The 19,139-nt window shown below is 53.8% G+C and carries 16 protein-coding genes; 12 read left to right on the top strand and 4 right to left on the bottom strand.

Annotation, left to right across the window (positions count from 1 at the left end; all coding sequences use genetic code 11):
• Positions 1 to 467 precede the first annotated feature (467 nt).
• On the bottom strand, positions 468 to 2,843 hold the full coding sequence (locus AC2FHW_RS19435; RefSeq protein ID WP_496708373.1) for a thiamine pyrophosphate-binding protein: 2,376 nt from the start codon (positions 2,841 to 2,843) through the stop codon (positions 468 to 470).
• An 11-nt stretch (positions 2,844 to 2,854) separates the two neighbouring features.
• Positions 2,855 to 4,060: a methionine gamma-lyase gene (locus tag AC2FHW_RS19430; RefSeq protein ID WP_281973927.1), complete on the bottom strand. Its 1,206-nt coding sequence runs from the start codon at positions 4,058 to 4,060 to the stop codon at positions 2,855 to 2,857.
• A gap of 113 nt (positions 4,061 to 4,173) precedes the next feature.
• Here AC2FHW_RS19430 and AC2FHW_RS19425 point away from each other — a divergent pair, with 113 nt between their 5' ends.
• The 4 genes from AC2FHW_RS19425 to AC2FHW_RS19410 all read left to right on the top strand — a co-directional run bounded on the left by AC2FHW_RS19425 (position 4,174) and on the right by AC2FHW_RS19410 (position 5,978).
• The gene (locus AC2FHW_RS19425; RefSeq protein ID WP_281973936.1) at positions 4,174 to 4,632 is read left to right on the top strand and encodes an Lrp/AsnC family transcriptional regulator; all 459 of its coding nucleotides are present in this window, start codon (positions 4,174 to 4,176) and stop codon (positions 4,630 to 4,632) included.
• A 168-nt stretch (positions 4,633 to 4,800) separates the two neighbouring features.
• Positions 4,801 to 5,244: a MarR family winged helix-turn-helix transcriptional regulator gene (locus tag AC2FHW_RS19420; RefSeq protein WP_271952659.1), complete on the top strand. Its 444-nt coding sequence runs from the start codon at positions 4,801 to 4,803 to the stop codon at positions 5,242 to 5,244.
• A gap of 11 nt (positions 5,245 to 5,255) precedes the next feature.
• Complete coding sequence (locus tag AC2FHW_RS19415) at positions 5,256 to 5,633, top strand: hypothetical protein (RefSeq protein ID WP_271952662.1); 378 nt, start codon at positions 5,256 to 5,258, stop codon at positions 5,631 to 5,633.
• 30 nt (positions 5,634 to 5,663) lie between these two features.
• Positions 5,664 to 5,978, top strand: a complete 315-nt coding sequence (locus AC2FHW_RS19410; protein WP_271952664.1) for a monooxygenase — start codon at positions 5,664 to 5,666, stop codon at positions 5,976 to 5,978.
• 710 nt (positions 5,979 to 6,688) lie between these two features.
• On the opposite strand, the gene AC2FHW_RS19405 is transcribed toward AC2FHW_RS19410, so the two are convergent.
• Both AC2FHW_RS19405 and AC2FHW_RS19400 read right to left on the bottom strand, forming a co-directional pair.
• Positions 6,689 to 7,639 (bottom strand): proline racemase family protein, encoded by a 951-nt coding sequence (locus AC2FHW_RS19405; protein ID WP_496822478.1) that lies wholly within the window; start codon positions 7,637 to 7,639, stop codon positions 6,689 to 6,691.
• Positions 7,640 to 8,085: 446 nt separating this feature from the next.
• The gene (locus AC2FHW_RS19400) at positions 8,086 to 8,739 is read right to left on the bottom strand and encodes a TetR family transcriptional regulator C-terminal domain-containing protein (RefSeq protein ID WP_271952668.1); all 654 of its coding nucleotides are present in this window, start codon (positions 8,737 to 8,739) and stop codon (positions 8,086 to 8,088) included.
• A gap of 109 nt (positions 8,740 to 8,848) precedes the next feature.
• On the opposite strand from AC2FHW_RS19400, the gene AC2FHW_RS19395 reads away from it, so the two are divergent.
• The 8 genes from AC2FHW_RS19395 to AC2FHW_RS19360 are packed head-to-tail and all read left to right on the top strand — an operon-like array spanning position 8,849 to position 18,940.
• Positions 8,849 to 9,718, top strand: coding sequence for an ABC transporter permease (locus tag AC2FHW_RS19395; RefSeq protein ID WP_142640355.1), 870 nt, complete (start codon positions 8,849 to 8,851; stop codon positions 9,716 to 9,718).
• Positions 9,715 to 10,503, top strand: a complete 789-nt coding sequence (locus AC2FHW_RS19390) for an ABC transporter permease (RefSeq protein ID WP_142640356.1) — start codon at positions 9,715 to 9,717, stop codon at positions 10,501 to 10,503. The genes AC2FHW_RS19395 and AC2FHW_RS19390 overlap by 4 nt, the downstream gene beginning before the upstream one ends.
• Positions 10,500 to 11,612, top strand: a complete 1,113-nt coding sequence (locus AC2FHW_RS19385; protein WP_271952671.1) for an ABC transporter ATP-binding protein — start codon at positions 10,500 to 10,502, stop codon at positions 11,610 to 11,612. Before AC2FHW_RS19390 ends, AC2FHW_RS19385 begins: the two co-directional genes overlap by 4 nt.
• 1 nt (position 11,613) lies before the next feature.
• Positions 11,614 to 12,675, top strand: coding sequence for an extracellular solute-binding protein (locus tag AC2FHW_RS19380; RefSeq protein WP_496822476.1), 1,062 nt, complete (start codon positions 11,614 to 11,616; stop codon positions 12,673 to 12,675).
• Positions 12,676 to 12,735: 60 nt separating this feature from the next.
• Complete coding sequence (locus tag AC2FHW_RS19375; protein ID WP_271952675.1) at positions 12,736 to 14,796, top strand: oxidoreductase; 2,061 nt, start codon at positions 12,736 to 12,738, stop codon at positions 14,794 to 14,796.
• Positions 14,796 to 16,028 (top strand): aromatic ring-hydroxylating oxygenase subunit alpha, encoded by a 1,233-nt coding sequence (locus tag AC2FHW_RS19370; RefSeq protein WP_271952677.1) that lies wholly within the window; start codon positions 14,796 to 14,798, stop codon positions 16,026 to 16,028. The genes AC2FHW_RS19375 and AC2FHW_RS19370 overlap by 1 nt, the downstream gene beginning before the upstream one ends.
• On the top strand, positions 16,021 to 17,583 hold the full coding sequence (locus AC2FHW_RS19365; protein ID WP_271952679.1) for a trimethylamine methyltransferase family protein: 1,563 nt from the start codon (positions 16,021 to 16,023) through the stop codon (positions 17,581 to 17,583). The genes AC2FHW_RS19370 and AC2FHW_RS19365 overlap by 8 nt, the downstream gene beginning before the upstream one ends.
• Before the next feature lie 52 nt (positions 17,584 to 17,635).
• Entirely contained in the window at positions 17,636 to 18,940 is a 1,305-nt protein-coding gene (locus tag AC2FHW_RS19360) for an aminotransferase class III-fold pyridoxal phosphate-dependent enzyme (protein ID WP_496822480.1), read from the top strand.
• Positions 18,941 to 19,139 lie beyond the last annotated feature (199 nt).

Genomic DNA, 19,139 nt, shown 5'->3' with positions numbered 1-19,139 from the left:
CAGGTGCCCGAAGGTCTTCCTCTCAGCAATCGCCATCGCAGCTCTCGTCATCTATTGGCTATGAGTCCTGACCCTAGTTGGAAAGAAGAAGATAGAATAAGAATATTGCCCGGTATTGTAAGTTTGCTCGAAACGGACCGCCCGTTTTTATTTGCCCTGTAGGAAGAGCACACGCAACGATGCCAGAAGCCGACGTTCAGTCTGTGACCATCAAGGTCAGCTTCGTCCGCGATGTGTGAATTCAGTCCCTGATCCTTGCTGCACTCTGCACGAATGGCGACATTTCCCGCTGCCCGACAGCACCATACTTTACGCTACCGCAGCATTTCCCACACCGCGAGCGCACGCAGCATGAAAATCGGACTCACAAAATGGGCTCTTACCACCAGTTGAAGCGCTCCGCAGAGAGTGGCGACAGGAGAGCCCATAGTTGCAGACGCAGCAACGTGATCCAATGTCTGCTGCTGCTATGCTATAGCCACAATCTGAGGGATTTTACGACCATGGGACAATTCGCCTACTGATTGGATCAACGCGTTAGCGTCAATGCGGAAATGACGGTACAAATCCGCAATAGACCCGGTTTGGCCGAAATGCTCCACACCGTGCGGAATCGTTTTGTGGCCATGAACGGCACCCAACCAGGACAACGTTGCCGGGTGTCCGTCGATCACTGTGATCAATGCGCAGTCGCGCGGCACATCTGCCAGCAGCGTTTCGATATGTGCCTCAGCGCCCCGAATGCCATTTGTGCGCGCCCGTTGCGCTGCAGTCCAGCCGGCGTTCAACCGGTCGGCAGAGGTCACTGCCAGAACGCCGACATCCCGCCGCCCCTGGGCGATATGGCCCGCTGCCCTGATGGCCTCCTGGGCAACCGCGCCCTGATAAGCAATGACAACTTCGCAGTTCGGTCCCGGTTTGCGTAGCCAATAGGCACCGTCGATGGCCCCCTGACGGAAATCGTCATCCACGCGTTTACCGGGCTGCTCAATCGGGTTGGTCGTCAGACGTAAATAGACCGAACCGCCGGTCTCGTCGCGCAACCAGGTGCGTTCATCGGGATCTCCCTCGCCATCTTTTTGCATATAGGCAAAGGCCCATTCCATGATGACCGCCAATTCATCCGCAAAGGCGGGCTCAAATGCGGCCAACCCGTCTTGCGACATGCCAATCAGCGGCGACGCGATTGATTGATGCGCCCCGCCTTCCGGCGCCAAAGTGACGCCAGAGGGCGTGCCCACGATCATGAAACGGGCATCCTGATAACAGGCGTAATTCAACGCATCCAAGCCACGGGACACAAAAGGATCATAGACCGTTCCAATGGGAATAAGCCTTTTGCCAAAAACCGAGTGCGAAAGCCCTGCCGCCGCCAGAAGCAAAAACAGGTTCATTTCAGCAATGCCAAGTTCGATATGCTGACCATCTGGTGTAAACTCCCACTTCGCGGTGGAGGGGATATTTTCAGCCTTGAAAGTGTCGGATTGATGGGTGCGCGCAAACAGTTTCCTGCGATTGACCCAAGGGCCAAGATTGGTTGTGCCGGTCACATCCGGAGAGGTCGTCACGATCCGCTCGGCCAGCGCGCTGTTGCCTTTGGACAGGTCATCCAGAATCTTGCCGAATGCCATTTGAGTCGAGATTTCACGACCCGGATCCAACTCAACTGAGGGGACGTCGATAACGTCATCTGAGTATCGGCGCGGCCCTCTGGCGAAGAAGGGCGTCTTTGCCAGCATTTTCTCAAACGCTGCCGGGTCTGCGATGGTGGCAAAGCGCTCCCATTCATCACCCTCAGTAACACCCATGAATTTCTTCCATTCGGCCATCTGAGTCTTGTTCATCAACCCACCATGGTTGTCCTTGTGGCCAGCAATCGGCGTCCCCCAGCCCTTGATCGTATAGGCAAGGAAACAGACCGGGCGGTCGTGATCTATTGCGGCGAAGGTATCTGCCATGGTGGTGACGCAGTTCCCACCCAGATTTTCCATCAGAGCGGCCAGTTCGTCATCGCTGCGCGCATCAAGCAACGCGCTTACGTCGCCTTGATCGCCGAGGGTTTCCATCAGTCGCTCGCGCCACACCGCGCCCCCCATGAAGGTCAGTGCCGAGTAGAGCTGGTTGGGGCACTGATCAATCCATTGACGCAGCTTCTCTCCGCCCGGCTCTTTAAACGCAGCGCGTTGCAAAGCGCCGTATTTAACCCGCACAACATCCCATCCGAAGGCGTCGAAGATTTGCTCAATCCGTTGGAACAGTCCTTCACGCACGACGCCGTCCAATGACTGGCGGTTATAATCAATGATCCACCAGCAATTACGCAGATCGTTCTTCCATCCCTCTTGCAGTGCCTCATAGATATTGCCTTCGTCCAGCTCAGCATCGCCAACCAATGCGATCATGCGTCCAAGCTTTTGCGTATCGCCCCAGGATTTGGCCTGTACATAATCCTGCACAAGTGACGCAAACGAGGTGATAGCAACGCCAAGGCCCACCGAACCGGTCGAAAAATCCACGTCATCGATATCTTTCGTGCGGGAAGGATAGCTTTGCGCGCCACCAAATCCGCGAAAGTTCTCCAACTTCTCACGGGTCTGGTTGCCCATCAGATACTGAATCGCGTGAAAGACCGGCGAGGCATGCGGTTTGACTGCTACGCGATCTTCCGGACGCAGGGTCTGAAAATATAACGCGGTCATGATCGATACCATCGACGCCGAAGACGCCTGATGCCCGCCAACCTTGATCCCGTCAGCTTTGGGCCGAATGTGGTTCGCATGGTGGATCATCCAGTGGGACAGCCACAGCAAACGTTGTTCAATTGTTTTGAGATCAATGGACATGGTCAATTTCCTTAAGCTGCGCTGCGGACAGGGGGTCTTGGCAAGGCTTGTTCGAGATCGTGGATCACGTCGTCGATCCCCTCCAGGCCAATGGACAATCGCACCAGCCCATCGCTGATGCCATGTGCGGCGCGTTCTTCAGGCGTATAGGTAGAGTGGGTCATGCTGGCCGGGTGCTGCACCAGTGTTTCAGCATCTCCCAATGATACGGCGCGGGTGATCATTTGCAGTCTGTTCATCATCGCGCGCCCTGCTTCCAGACCGCCATCCAGTTCAAATGCAATCATGCCGCCGAATTTGGACATCTGCCGCTGCGCGACATCATGCTGTTCGAAACTGCTCAGTCCCGGATACCAGACCTTTCGCACACCGGCGGATTGCTCCAGATATTCGGCGATGGTCGCAGCGCTGCTGCAATGCCGATCCATGCGCAATTCCAGTGTCTTGAGGCCGCGCAGTATGAGCATCGCGTTAAACGGGGCCATGACCGCGCCGGTCATATCCTTCATCCCATAGAGGCGGATTTCAGTCACCAGCTCGGTCGATCCGGCCAGCAACCCTGCAACAACATCTCCGTGACCGCCTAGATATTTCGTCGCCGAGTGCAGAACGATATCTGCGCCATGTTTGATTGGCTGGGTCAGATAGGGCGTGGCATAGGTATTATCCACCACCACGTAGGCGCCGTTGGCATGGGCAATGGCTGATACAGACTGGATATCTACAAGGCGCATATTCGGATTGGCGGGTGTTTCAAAATAGACCACCTTGGTTTTTCCGCTGATCGCCTCTATCAGGTTTTCCGGCTCCGTCAGATCCACATGGGTCACTGTCACACCGAATTTTGCCAGCCCGTGCCGCATGAAGGAAAATGTGCAGCCATAGAGCGTCTTGTCGAGAATGACCTCATCCCCCGGGGCAAGAAGAGTCCACATCGTTGCAGTGATCGCCCCCATCCCCGAGGCCAGGGCCAATCCTGCCTCTGCCCCCTCAAGCACCGCGATGCGTTGCTCCAGCAAATCGCAAGTCGGGTTCGAGATGCGCGAATAAACATGCCCTGCCTGCTCGCCCGCGAACATCGCACCGCCTGCTTCCGCGGTTTCGAAAGCGAATGTCGAGGTCAGATGCAGCGGAGGCGTCAACGCTCCTTCGTTTTCCATCGGGTTATAGCCATGGTGAATGGCAAGAGTGGAGAAGCTGTCGGGGCGGTTGCGCATTGGGTGACTCCTTGGTTTTCAAGAAGCAGAGTATGACGACACGAGTGGCAAAATATTCCAAAAATGTCTTATACTACCTCGTTTGTAGCAGTATATGCTAATCTATGAAAAAAATAGACCGTAAAGACCAACAGATCATTCGAGCGTTGCAGCGCAATGGTCGAATGACGAATCAAGACTTGGCAGCAGAGGTGAACTTGTCACCTTCGCCCTGTCTGAGGCGGCTGAAGCTGCTCGAGCAAAATGGAATCATCACCGGCTATAGCGCCAACATAGACGCCGAGGCCTACGGGTTGCCGGTAACGGTATTCGTTCACGTCAAACTGGAAAGCCATACTGAAGCGACAGTAAAGAAATTCGAAGCAGCCATTGCGCGGATTGACCAGGTACTGGAGTGTTTCGTTATGACCGGCTCATCGGATTACCTGCTTCGTGTGGTCGTGGCTGATCTTTCAGATTACGAAAAATTCGTTCGCAGAAAGTTGCATCCTCTTGGAGGTATTGCCTCCATGGACAGCAGCTTTGTCTACGGAGTTGTCAAGAAGACAAATGTATTTCCAGTGACAGAGTAACGTTGCTTGATGAACTGAGATGAAATGATTGCGGACATTAGCGCAGATGCAGCGAAAGCTCGCTTTATGCGTCATTCCAACAAATGCTGCACATCGAACGAATGAGTGGATTAGGTCATTCTATGGGGAGTACTTGAATTTATCCCTAACTAGGGATACATGCGCAACATGAGACATAAAAATCAAGCCCGAGAAAACCAAACCCTGGTGCTGGCCCTGCTACGCAGTCAGCAATTATTCATGCGCGCTATGGTGTCTGCGTTTCGTTCGGCGGGCCTTACAGCGCCACAATGGGACGCGCTGGAAACACTTAGCAACAAGGGTCCGCTGTCAATCAACGATCTGATGCGGCTGACACTGTCTACATCCGGCAACCTGGATGTGGTTGTCAAAAACCTGGTTCAAGCCGGATGGGTGGAAAAGAGTGTCGATGAAACCGACAGACGGGCGCGTGTTCTGTTATTGACCGCAGCCGGGCGCCAAAAAGTGGCCGAATTCCTGCCACTCCACAATCAAGCTCTGGAACAGATTTTTGGTGATCTCAGCGTGCAGGACAAACGCCAGACGATCAAGACACTCAACCAACTCCGAAAAAAACTGCCTCAACCTTAGAAAGTCGTAACATGCCTAACAAAACACTCCTGACCGTGCATGGCGTGATTTACATGTTGTTCGCGCTCGCGCTGTTCTTTGCCCCGGCCATCCTCTGGCCAAACTACGGCCTGCAATTAAACGACCAATACGCTGTGTTCCTGTCACAGCATAACTCGATATTTCTGGGCGGCATCGGGATCATCAGCTTCCTGTTTCGGGACGTAGAACATGGCAGTGAAGCTGCAATCGCCCTTCTCACAGGATTGATGTGGACCAATCTACTTGGCGTCATCATCACGCTTTACGCCTGCCTGACAGGAGTTTTCACCGGGTTTGGCTGGTCTGACCCCATCTTCTTCGCCTTGCTTGCGGTCCTATGCTTCTACCAACTCGGGAAAAACCGCTGAACTTTCCCAAACTCACAAAGGAAACTAAACATGAGTACACTGAAAGTCTGGGATCTGCATATGACCTATGAAGGTCCGATCACAGAAGAATTTCTCGCCGGCACCGAGCAACTTGCAAAGAGTATCGCGGAGGAGCCAGGAATAATCTGGAAGATTTGGACTGTCGAAGATGGAACCAATCACTATGGGTCCACATACCTGTTTCGGAACCGCGAATATCTGGAAAGCTATAAAATAATGCACCTGAAGCGCCTGGAAGCGATAGGGATCACAGTGACCGCCGACCATGTTTTCGACATTATGGAGGAGGTCAGTCGCGTCAACCGAGCCCCACTTGAAGGCTAGCGAGCAATGACCGGACATTGGCACGCTCAACGTTGATGTCCGGTTCGGTCCGCTATCCGGAATTGCAAAGTTTGGTCTTGATTGTCCGCTTTGGGCTGGGTCTGTCATTTGTCGCGTTTGGTATCACCGTTGCTTCACTAAGATACTCGTGATTTTGCTTGAGCTGGCGTCAACACGACCACCATGCTTTATGACAGATCAGACACATTGATAAGGTAGACGAAAACCATGGCAGAACGATTTGAGCGTCACCGTCAAGCTTGGACACAAGAGGAAATTCAAAAATTGCACCTACTGGTGTCAAAGGGGATGGGCTTGAAGGCCATTGCCAAAGCTCTCACGCGCTCTGAGGAATCGACCAAGAGCAGAGCGAAGCTTGACAAAATAAAGATCAAGAAAGCACGCTGATTTTGGTGCCTTTAGTGTACTCCTGTCGTTCTTTACTGCCACGACCAATGTCCGATTTGGGCTGATTGAGCTAAAAAACCCAGATTTTAGTGAAGATGGGCGAAAAACTTGCCCGCAGAAGGCCTTTCCGAATATTCGTCGGGGGTCGGCCCAATACTCTCGTCGGCAATGTCCGAAGCTTTCAGTGGCCCTACCAGGCACTGGGTTGCAATTAAGGCGCCACAACGGGTTCTGGCAGAATGGAATTCAGTTGCTCGGTTTGTTAGGGTTCTGCACCCAAACACCCAATTTAAAAAGCTGCCTTACTGATTAGCGTTGTAAAAAGAAGGAAAGCTATGCCTTGCAACGATCCTAACTTCTGCTGATACAGTGGCGAATTGACCTACAACTTGGCATTCAAAAATCCCGCCCGGTGCTTCGATTGTCACGGACCTGCCGGGAGATAGTGACCCGTTGCCCTCGCACGCCACCACAACGGACAATGCGCCTGTCCCCCCGGCCGAATTAGCCGGTTCTCCCTTATCAGAGACCCAGACAGTTTTAATATGGTTCTTCCCTGATTTCGAACTGAACATGACCAAGTATTTACCGTAGCTGCCGCCAATGCCAAAATTGGACATCGGAAATTGTTTACTAGCCGCCCCGCTTAACTCAATTGCAGCGTTGGTCAATTTTTGGCGCTCACTAAGCGAAATACCTAGATAGTCTGCATCGACAACCAAATACGGCAACCCTGCATCGACTAGAGAAACTGGAATGTTTCCACTTAGAGGAAGATTCAATATTTGATTATTAATCAATAGCTTGTGCTTGACAGTAAACCACTTGGCATGTGTCATAACGCTATCTGTTCGGGTTACTTGTACTTCCATGACACCATTTGCTGTTTCCAAAGCAACAACTTGTTGATCTTTGGCTAATGCTTGACGCTTCGCGCTCGCAATTATGGTGGCTGCAGCCATGAGTGCGGTTCCGGCATATGGTGCGTATGCAAACTGAGAGGCTAGAAAAAGTGCCCCATCGGTACATTGCTCAAAGGGTGGATAGAGTAGGCAAGAGTTGATGAGGTGGTTTCCATTTGGTGGGAGGTTCAAAAACCCCCGAAACTGTTCGTGATCCGAACGAAGCTCCAGCAAGGCGCTAGCCGCGTTCCTAGAAACTAGTTTAGGAAGACCAGAAACCGCCACTCGAAGAATATCTCCAGCGAGATCAACATCTATCGCAACCGTTTGTCCCTGGTGTTTTTTAGGCATTGTTCGGTGTCCTGGATATCGTGTGCTACCTTGTAGCTTCTGGCTGCAAACATCCATGCTTGCTTTCAGCTGATGGTGTATTGGACTGAGTCTGTGTGAAAACTCTGGATGATGTATGCTATTCGGCAAAGGCTGGAGGCATGTATGTCGAGATTTATCGCAGGCGCCGAGCGAAGTCAGTCGATGCTTTTCCCGACCAGCTTGAAGATTGGACCAACGGGTGCGTAGCCACACCACGACGTCAATAATGCTGCAAAACCTCACTTTGTTGCGCATCTCGGACTACAAAGTTTAATTGTGAAAGTCCGCTAATAGCGCACAGCGGACGTCGAGATTTTTCAATAGCTAGGTCGATGCTACGTGGACGCTAGAGGCCTCACCAATACCAGTAGTTGCTTTCCAGGAAGAGGCATTGTTTCCATCTCAAACCTGAGCGTCGCGAAGGCTCACAACTTGAATTTTCCTGGAAAAAGTCCGCCTAAAAATCTTCGAATAAGTTCAGCAGAGCGTCGTCGCGAAAAAACCTGCATATCGGTAAGGTAATTTACCCACATACCTTCCAGTAAGGCCAACGTTCCGCTAGTGGCATCATTCACCAAGTTCGGATCATGTCCGTTTTGTTGGGCTATCTCCGTGAACGCGCGCCGCAAAGTCTCGACAAGTTTGGGATCCTGAGTGCTGCTGTATCGGGCAATACCTGGGTGTGAGCTCGCGATGCCTCGGAATGCATGCCAGATTTTCGTACTTCGTGGATTGAGCAAAGCTTCGGATAGATCCGCCTCGATCACAGCCATCACTCGCTCTTCGGGCGATGCATCCGAGCCCAGTTCGGTCATTCTGTCCATCTCGGCATAATACTCGGTACTGAAATGCTGGGCCGCTGCGGTCAGCAAATTGTCCTTCCCCCCGAAATGCAAATGGATCATTCCGCGCGACAGACCTGAGCGCTCGCAAATGCGACTGACCGAGGTATCGGTGACCCCGATATCAGCAATAGTATCCAGTGTCGCCTTGATCAGAAGCTGCCTGTTGGCTTCTGGATCGCGCTTCGAGCTACGCTTTCTTCCTTTAGGCTCTGTCACTCTATTCAATGATTCCATTAGCTTAGGGTCTTCTCATATGGGTGGCTCACAGGAAGATTGACACGAAAGGCCTTTCTGGCGCAACATTAAATGGACGATCGTCCATTAGAGACTCGTAAGTACCGAGATGGGAGATAGGGTGATTTTTCGTAGCGAAGCGTCCCGGGGTTATACCCTCAGCGCACCAGCCACGGCATACGTGGGGTTTCTGGTGGCGGCGCCTTTGGTGATCCTGATCGCCTATTCATTCTGGACCCAAACCTACGTAACGCTCGACAAGACACCGACGCTGAAAAACTATAGCGACGCGTTTGCCGATCCGCTGGTTCGACATTTAATGCTAAGGTCGATCTGGATTGCCGGAGCAGTTACGGTAGTCACTGTCGCACTGGCCTATCCCATCGCGTACTTCATCGCGATGAAGGCCCGGAAAAAGACCATCTGGCTTCTGCTCATCACCATTCCGTTCTGGTCCAGCTACCTCCTGCGCGTATTTGCCTGGAAACTCATCCTTGGGTTCAACGGGGTGATGAATTCTGCACTACTGATGCTTGGTCTGATCGACGAACCGCTCGACTTCTTGCTCTATAATGAATTCGCTGTCGTACTGACGCTTGCCCATGCCTGGGCACCTTTTGCGATCCTGCCGATCTATGTCTCGTTGCAGAAGATCGATCCAAGCCTGTTGGAGGCCGCCACCGACCTCGGCAACAGTCCTTTGCAACGCTTCATGCGGGTGACGCTGCCGTTGACCATCCCAGGGATCATTGCGGCTTGCCTGATCATCTTCATTCCGACTGTCGGTGACTACGTGACTCCAGCGCTGGTCGGCGGATCGGACGGGAAGATGATCGCCAATCTTATTCAGGTGCAATTCGGGGCCGCTAACAACTGGCCTCTCGGCGCCACACTTTCGCTGATCGCGATGCTGTCGGTCGGCTTCGTCGCCATCGTGTTTGTTATTACCGCCACCCAGTTTGGGAGGAGGATCAGATGAAGCGCCCCTCGACCCTGACAGCCTATGCTTTCCTGTATTTGGTTTTTCTGTACCTGCCGGTTCTTTTCCTACCTTTGTTCTCGTTCAACAGCGGTACAATCGTTGCCTTTCCGATAAAAGGCTGGACGCTGGACTGGTATCGGAAACTGGGCGAGCAGGATACGCTGATCCAGGCCCTTTGGAATTCGCTGGGTGTCGGCACGGTCGTCGCAATTCTATCTACCGCTATGGGGCTGTTCGCCGCGCGCGCCTTTGTTCGGTACCGTTTTCGGGGTCAGCGTGCAGCTGAAGGTCTGGTAATGCTGCCTTTGGTTATCCCGGGTATTATCGTGGCTTCGTCAATGCTGGTTCTGTTTCTGTTTCTCGGTCTCAAACCATCTCTGCTGACCGTAGTTCTGGGCCATACGTTTCTTGCGCTGCCATTTTCCGTTTCGATCTTGAAGTCCGCGTTCGATGACTTCGACGCGTCGCTGGAAGAGGCATCCTACGATCTGGGCGTCGGCGTGTTCGAAACCTTCCGTCGTGTGACGCTGCCGGTCGTTTCCCCGGGCATCGTAGCCAGCATGCTGGTCACTTTTACGGTTAGCTTCGATGAGTTCGTCCTGGCCTTTTTCCTGTCCGGCAACCAGCCAACACTGCCGGTCTATATCTGGAGCCAGATCCGTTTCCCCGCCAAGCTTCCAAACGTTTTGGCCTTGGGTTCTATCCTGCTGCTTACCTCGGTTCTGCTATTGGTGCTGGCCGAGTACTTCCGCCGCCGCTCATCCGCATCAGAGGTCCGATGACAGACAGAAACATCATAGAACTCAGGGGCGTCGAAAAGCGCTATGGCACATTCCTGGCGGCCAGCGGGATCGATCTCGATCTCAAAGAGGGCGAGTTTTTCTCACTCCTCGGCCCCTCGGGATGCGGCAAGACTACGGTATTGCGGATGATCGCGGGCTTCCAGGAACCGACCGCGGGTACCGTGCTGATCGACGGTCAGGATATGGAAGGTGTGCCTGCCAACAACCGTCCAACGAACATGGTCTTTCAGAGCTACGCCATCTTCCCGCACCTGAACGTCGGAAACAACGTGGCCTATGGATTACGGGGCAAGGCCCCCAAGGCAGAGATCGACCAGCGCGTAGCCGAAGCCCTGGAAATGGTCGAGCTTGGAGGTCTTCAGGATCGCGGCGCAAGTGAATTGTCCGGTGGGCAGCGGCAAAGGGTGGCGCTTGCCAGGGCGCTGATCATGCGACCCAAGGTGTTGTTGCTGGACGAGCCCTTGTCCGCTCTCGACAAGAAATTGCGCGAACAGATGCAGTTTGAAATGCGCAACCTGCAGCAATCGCTTGGCATCACTTTCGTGATGGTCACACACGACCAATATGAGGCGATGACCATGTCCGACCGCATCGGTGTGATGTTCGACGGACGGCTCAAGCAGGTGGATACACCAACCACGCTTTATGCCCGTCCCTGTGATCAGCAAGTGGCCAGTTTCATCGGTGAGATGAACATACTGCCTGCCCAGTTGTCGGGCGAAACCGGCAATATGTTGTCGATCGATGCAGCCGCCTTCGGGCGGATTGAGATTGAGAGAAATCCCAACGTTGCGACCAGCTCTAAAGACATGAACATCGGTATTCGCCCGGAACAATTGGAAATCGCTGCTGAAAAGCCAGAAGACTATCCATCAACGGTTCAAGGCACTGTCAGCAACGTCGCCTTCTATGGCGAGAACATTCACTATCACATTCAGGTTGCGGGAGCCGAAAAGCCAATCTCGGTCTCGGTTCCCAACTACTTTCACACGGTCGATTTCAAACGCGGCGACGCAGTTTGGCTGGGGCTTCAAGGTGCAAGCGTGATCGATCTTGGTACAGACCATAGTAAAATAGTGGGAGGATAAAATGAGAGTTCAGGGAATTGCGGCCTTCGCATGTGCGACGGCAATAAGCACGGGAAGTGCCATAGCAGGTGGCGCTGATCTAACGGTTTTTGACTGGTCGGGATATGAAGACCCCGGGTTCTTTGCCAGCTACATGGAAAAATACGGGGATGAGGCGCCAAGCTATTCCTATTTTGGAAGTCAGGAGGAAGCCTTCACGAAACTGAGTTCGGGTTTCACGGCTGATCTGGCGCATCCTTGTTCTGACGCGGTCCGGAAATGGGTCGCAGCCGACCTGATCCAGCCCCTGGATGAAAGCAAACTGACCAACTGGGCCGATGTTTTACCTGAGATTAAGGAAGTCGACGCCATCGTCCTGGACGGCCAGCTTTACATGTTGCCGTTCGAGTGGGGGAACACGGGTCTTATCTATCGTACCGACAAAATCTCGGGGGATTATATCTCGCTGCAATTGCTGGCTGACCCGGCCTATGCAGGTAAGATCGCGATCCCGGATGCGGCGTCGTCTGCATATGCCCTGGCTGCGCTGGCCACTGGAAACGCTGATGATTACACAAATCTGAGCGATGAGCAGTTCAAAGAAGCATCGGATTTCCTGCGCTCAATCCACCCAAACATGCGCTTTTACTGGTCCGATGCGGGTCAGTTTGATCAGGCCATGACCAGCGGTGAGATCGAAATGGGTTGGGCCTGGAACCAGTCCGAACTGAACCTGATCTGGAACGAAGTGCCTGCCGCGATGATGCGTGATGTCGATAAGGGCATCGCGACCTGGGCGTGCGGTTACGTGCATCTGAAGTCTTCCACGACTCCGGTCGATCAGGTCTATGATCTGTTGAACGCGCTCACTGACCCTGCCAGCGGTCAGTACATCATCGACAACTGGGGCTACCCACATTCCAACGCAAAAGCGTTCGAAGTTGCCGATCAGGCCAACATCGAAGCCTATGGTTTTGCTGACCCTAAAAGCTTCTTCGAAGGCAGTTTGTTCTTTGATGCGGTGAATCCCGAGCTTGAGGCGAAAATGCTGGCAGAATTTGAACGGATCAAAGCCGGCTTCTAACACAACCACTTTTCCGGGGCCTTACGGCTCCGGGTCCCAAATACAGGAAAACGCGTGAACATGTCGAACGCGAACGCATATGCTCTGCTTTTTGAACCGGTTCAGATTGGGCCAGTCACAGCCAGAAACCGCTTTTATCAGGTGCCACATTGCACCGGGCTGGGGCATGTCCGACCGCGGGCGGATGCCGCCGTACGTGGGATGAAAGCCGAAGGCGGGTGGGCGGTGGTTTCCAATCAGGAGACCGAAATCCACCCAACCTCAGACTTATCTCCTTATGCCGAGGGGCGGCTATGGGACGGGCGCGATGTGCCCGCGTTGCGGCTGATGACGGATGCGGTACATGCGCATGGTGCGCTGGCGGCCATTCAGCTGGTTCACAATGGCAACCATGCACAGAACCTGCTGACCCGCGCGCCGGTTCTTGCACCTTCTGAGATGTCCCTCGATACGACGCATCCCAAGCAGGCGCAGGCCATGGATAAGGCCGATATCCGGGAATTCCGCCGCTGGCATCGCGAGGCCGCCCTGCGCGCGAAAGATGCCGGATTTGACATCATTTACGTCTATGCCGGACATAACATGACTTTGGCGCAACATTTCATGCTGCCTCATATGAACCAGCGTAGTGATGAATATGGCGGGTCGCTTGAAAATCGCGTGCGCCTGACGCGCGAATTGCTGGAAGATACCCACGAAGCTGTAGGTGACAGCTGCGCTGTGGCGCTCCGCTTTGCCATTGATGAGATGGTGGGCGCCGACGGTATGCAGGCCGCAGAAGAAGGCCGTGCCGTGGTCGAGCTTTTGGCCGATCTTCCTGACCTATGGGATGTGAATGTGGCCGACTGGTCCAATGACAGTGCCACAACCAGATTCCAGCCGGAAGATGGTTATCAGAACGCGTTTCTGTCCCACGTCAAACAGATCACACGGAAACCCGTGGTAGGTGTCGGTCGCCTGACCTCCCCCGATATGATGCTGTCGATGGTCAAGAAAGGTATTGTCGACCTTATCGGAGCGGCGCGACCTTCTATTGCGGACCCGTTCATACCGAAGAAGATTGAAGAAGGCAGGATCGACGAAATTCGCGAATGCATCGGCTGCAACATCTGCGTGTCTTCGGACAATCTGGGTATTCCGATCCGCTGCACCCAAAACCCGACCATGGGCGAGGAATGGCGTCGCGGCTGGCACCCCGAGATCATTGCACCGAAAAAAAGCGAGGCGGAAGCACTGGTAATCGGTGGCGGACCCGCGGGTCTTGAGTGTGCCATGCAAATCGCACGGCGCGGCTATCAGGTGACCTTGGCCGAAGCCTCAGCTGAATTTGGTGGACGTGTTTCAAAGGAAAGCAAGCTTCCCGGCCTAGCGGCCTGGTCGCGCGTCGTCGATTATCGCCTGAGTGATCTGAAACAGCGCGGCAACGTTCAGTTGTTCACCGACAGCAGACTTGACGGCGATCAGGTGGCAGAGCTTGGCGTCGAACACGTCTTTGTCGCCACCGGCAGCCGTTGGCGTACGGATGGCATGGGGCGAAACACCCAGCGCCGTATGCCTCATATCGAGCAAAGCGCCAGAGTGCTGACACCTGATGATATCATGAACGGCATATTGCCTCCGAATGGCCCGGTGATGATCTATGATGATGACCATATCTATTTGGCAGGTGTGATTGCAGAAAAACTGGCAGCTGCCGGATATCCGGTGGTCTTTGTCACGCCGGAGAGTTTGGTCTCTGCTTACGCCGTACATACTTTGGAGCAGCCCCGTATTCAGGCTCGTCTGATCGAACTTGGCATCGACATTCGCTGTAATCAGGTGCTGACCGCGGTCGAAAGTGACATGGCCCGCATCGGATGTGCCTTTACCGGTCGCGAAGCGAGTATTCCCTGTGCCTCGACAGTTCTGGTTACCGAGCGCCAGCGAGAGACAGCGCTTTACGACAGCTTACGCAGGGTTGGGTTGAAGACCCTCGAACTTATAGGCGATGCCGCGTCTCCGGGACTGATCGTCGACGCTGTCTTCGCAGGCCACCGCGCGGCCCGCGATTTTGAACGCCCAAAGGCAGAAGCAGACAAGGATTGGTTTCGCCGCGAGATAGTCGATTTGGAGGAAACGTGATGAACAGCCGACCGTTTGAGTTAGATGCTTTGATAGCCTCGCACCAGCACGGCCACGCTCTGCCGCGCGGATTCTATACCTCGCAAGACATCTATGACTATGACATCGCCCGGGTCTGGAACCGTAACTGGCTTTGGGCAGGGCATGTCAGCCAAATCCCAAACCCCGGAGACTATTTCCTGTTCGACTATGGCCCGGAGAGCATCATTATTGTTCGCGACCGCGAAGGCGAAGTTCGCGCTCATTTGAACGTCTGTCGCCATCGTGGATCTCGCGTCTGCACTGAACAGTCTGGCAACTCCCGTGTTCTTGTTTGCCCGTATCACGCCTGGACATATGAACTTTCGGGGAAACTTCGTGCTGGCCATAACATGGGGGAACACTTTGACCCATCCAAATTCGGGCTCTTTCCCGTTCAGGTGAGTGTCTTTAAAGGCTTGATCTTTGTGTGTGCCGATGCAAACACGCCATCGCTAGATCCTGTCCTCAGCCAGCTTTCGCCACTCGTCGAACCCTATGGCTTTGACGATCTGAAAGTTGCGCATACGGCGTCATTTCCCGTTCCCGCGAATTGGAAACTGGCGGTTGAGAACTATCTTGAATGCTATCACTGCGGACCAGCACACAAAGAATACTCTCGCTCTCATAGCCTGAAATCGCCACAAGACATGGCTGGCTTGGTCGAGCCGCTAAATGCAAGGGCTGTAGAAGTCGGGCTGACACCTGATGAATTGGCGCTTGTTGGCGCGGCTGCACCCACCCCATTCACCAGCGGGTATTATCGGCGCTACCCACTTTACCAAGGTTACAAAACCGGCAGCAAATCGGGCGAGGCGCTTGCGCCATTGCTTGGAACGCTGAAAGGCTTCGACGGTGGCGCAACTGACTTTGATATTGGCCCATTGAATTGGTTCCTGATCTATTCGGATCACATGGTGGGCTACCGCTTTATTCCACGTGGTCCACAGGAAACCGACATTCAGGTGGTCTGGCTGGTTAGCGCTGATGCCGAAGAAGGCCAAGATTACAACAAGGAAGACCTGACCTGGCTTTGGCATGTCACATCTTTGGATGATGAACGCATCATTCGGCACAACCAGTCCGGCGTTAATTCTCAATACTTCCAACCGGGGCCCTTGGGCGAAATGGAAACTTCGATCCAGGATTTTTACGATTTCTATTTTGCCATGATCCGCTCGGAACCAGAACAAAGGATGGCCGGTAATGGCTGAGGTAAAATCACGCCGTCGCGGTGGTGGTGGGCGCGCCGCGCGCATAAAGGTTCAACAGGCGACCACGGGCAATGAGGCCGTGCGTGGGGGATTAAGTGGCGGCCGCTATAAGCCGCTTACCCCAACAGATATGGAGAACATCCATCAAGCGGCTCTGACCGTTCTGGAAAAAACCGGCATTACCGATCATTTCCCGGAATTACTTGATCTGGTGCTGCCCAAGGGCGCGGTGATGAATGATCTAAATCGGCTGTGCTTCCCCCGCGCACTGATGGAAGACATCCTGGCTGGTGCTGCCAAGGAGTTTTACGTCTATGCCCGCGGAGAGCGTGAAGGCAAAGACGACATGCATTGCTCGGCGGAGAGCGTCTATTTCGCCAACTCCGGCACCGCCGTGACCACCTTCGATTCCGAAACTAAATCTTATCGCCCGTCGATCCTGCGCGATGTCTATGATTTCACCCGTCTGGTGGACCGTTTGGACAACATCCATATGCTGGGCGACACAGTTTTGGCCACCGATGTGACTGATGATTTCGCTCACGACATGAACACCATTTATGCCATGCTCGCAGGCAGTCAAAAACCTGCCTGTCTGACTTTTCGCGACCGCAGCCATATTCCGCATGCCATCCGCATGTTTGATTTTGCTCAAGGTGGCGAAGGGGCTTTCATGAAAAAGCCAAGCGTCATATTTGGTGGCTGCCCCATGGTTTCCCCCTTGCGGGTCGGCAAGGAAAACATGGAAATCCTGATTGATACCGCCAAGTTGGGCCTGACGGTTGATTTGGCGGTGCCTCCTCAAGCCGGGGCCACAGCCCCCGCTACACTTGCGGGAACGCTGGTGCAAACCGTGGCCGAAACGCTGGCCTGCGTTGCCATCGTAAACCTCATCACACCAGGTTGTCCGGTCTGCTTTGCCGCCTGGCCCTTCATCACTGACCTGCGCAGCGGGTCGTTCACCGGCGGCAGTGGCGAACAGGCTCTGATCGGGGCCGCAGCCATTCAGATGGGTAACTTTTATGGCCTTCCAACCTCTGTCGGCGCAGGCATGACCGATGCTAAGATACCCGACGCGCAATACGGGTTGGAAAAGGCACTAACCTTCACGCTTGCCGCTCATGCCGGTGCCAATCGTTTGTGCGAGTTCGGGGGTATGATCGGTAGCCTGATGGGATGCAGTTTTGAAAGCATGGTCATCGATGACGAAGCGGGCGGTATGATCCTGCGGTCGTTGCGCGGGATTGAAGTCACGGATGAAACCATGGCGGTGGATGTGATCCACCAGTGTGCCATCGACCCTGGTCATTTTCTCGGCAACCCGCACACACTGAGCTATATGAACAGCGAATTCGTCTACCCACGGCTCATGGATCGTGAGCGCACGGACACATGGGAAAACGAAGGCAAAACTGATCTTCTGGACCGTGCCCGTGACAAGGCCAATTCCATTCTCGATAGCCATTTCCCCAACTACTTCGGCGCCTCAGACGCTCAGGTTCGCGAAGAATTCCCAATTGTGATGAGCACAGAAAGCATGGCCCGCCGTGGATAACTCTAACGTCAAGCACTGGGACAACGACCACTTCCTGCACCCGTGGGAAGGGATGGCAACATTGGGCGAAAACGACCGCACTTTTATCGAAGGTGCCAGCGGCATCCATGTGGTGAACGAAAAAGGCGAACGCTTGATCGACGGACCGGGAGGCATGTGGTGCACTCAGATCGGTTATGGGCGCGCGGAGATGGCCGAGGCCATGGCTGAGCAAGCTCGGAACCTTGCCTATTTCTCGCCCTTTAACAATTCCAACTCGACTACTGCGTGGTTCGCGCGCGAAATCGCTAAACGTGCGCCGGGCGATTTGAACAATGTCTTTTTTACCACCGGCGGTTCCACCGCAGTTGATACGGCCATCCGGTTTGTTCATTTCCGCAACAACCTCTTGGGACGCCCCGAGAAAAAGAAAATCATTTCAAGGCAAAAAGCTTATCATGGAAGCACTTTTTTGGCGGCCAGCGTCAGTGGAAAAGAGCGCGACAGGCTTTGGCTCGACAAGGCGGATGACCTCGCACATTTCTTGCCAGACGTGAATCCGCTTTATCGTGCGCCTGGTCAAAGCGAAGAGAGCTTTCTGAAAGAGAAAGTTTCGGACCTGGTAAACGCCATTGTGGCGCTTGGCCCAGAAAATGTTGCCGCTTTTATCGCCGAACCGGTTCTTGCCTCTGGTGGCGTGATAGTGCCGCCGAAAGGGTATCACGAAAGTTGCCTAAACATCTGCAAGAAGTATGATGTTCTATACATCTCCGACGAAGTAGTGACGGCTTTCGGGCGTTTGGGCCATTGGTTCGCGTCTGAGGCAGTTTTTGGCATTCAGCCAGACATAATCACCTGTGCCAAAGGAATGACATCTGGGTATGCACCGATGGGCGCCGCGATTATCTCGGATAGATTGATCGCCGATGTTGCAGGGAAAGATGCTACCTTCTCAAATGGCTACACCTATTCTGGCCACCCGGTCAGCGCGGCCGCTGGTCTGAAAAGTATGGAAATTATTGAACGGGAAAAGCTTCTCGAACACGTTCGAAAGGTCGCTCCAGTTTTTCAGGATCAGCTACAGCAGTTGGGTCAGATTGACATCGTTACCGATGTGCGCGGCATGGGGTTGATGGGATGCGTTCAATGCTCAGTCGATGGTGATCCCCAGAGCGATCTGGGGTGCGACTACGAGATTGGTAACCAGATCGATATCGAATGCCAGAAACGTGGGTTATTGGTTCGACCTGTGATCAACATGTGTGTTCTTTCACCGCCCCTAATCATTAGCGAAAGTGAAATTGAGCAAATGTTTGCTGTCTTGCGAAAAGGGCTTGAAGCGACAAGTGCGTGGCTCAGCGGGATTGGAGGCCAATGAATTGCTTGCGCTATTGTTGCGAAAGCCCGGAGGCCGCCATTTCAGCGTATTGTCGTATGCTCCACGATCTCCGCCAAAACCGTTCGGCCTTGGCGGTTTTGAAGAAGGTTTTGACAGCGACGGTTTCCTACGGGTTGGCATTATCTATTACGGGTCCGTCACAGTGTTTTTCTCGCCGCGTTTGCTTCCACGGTGCTTT

The sequence above is a fragment of the Ruegeria sp. YTSA108 genome, assembly GCF_059610185.1.
Note: the sequence above shows the minus strand (reverse complement) of the source record. Positions and strands in the feature narration are given on the sequence as shown.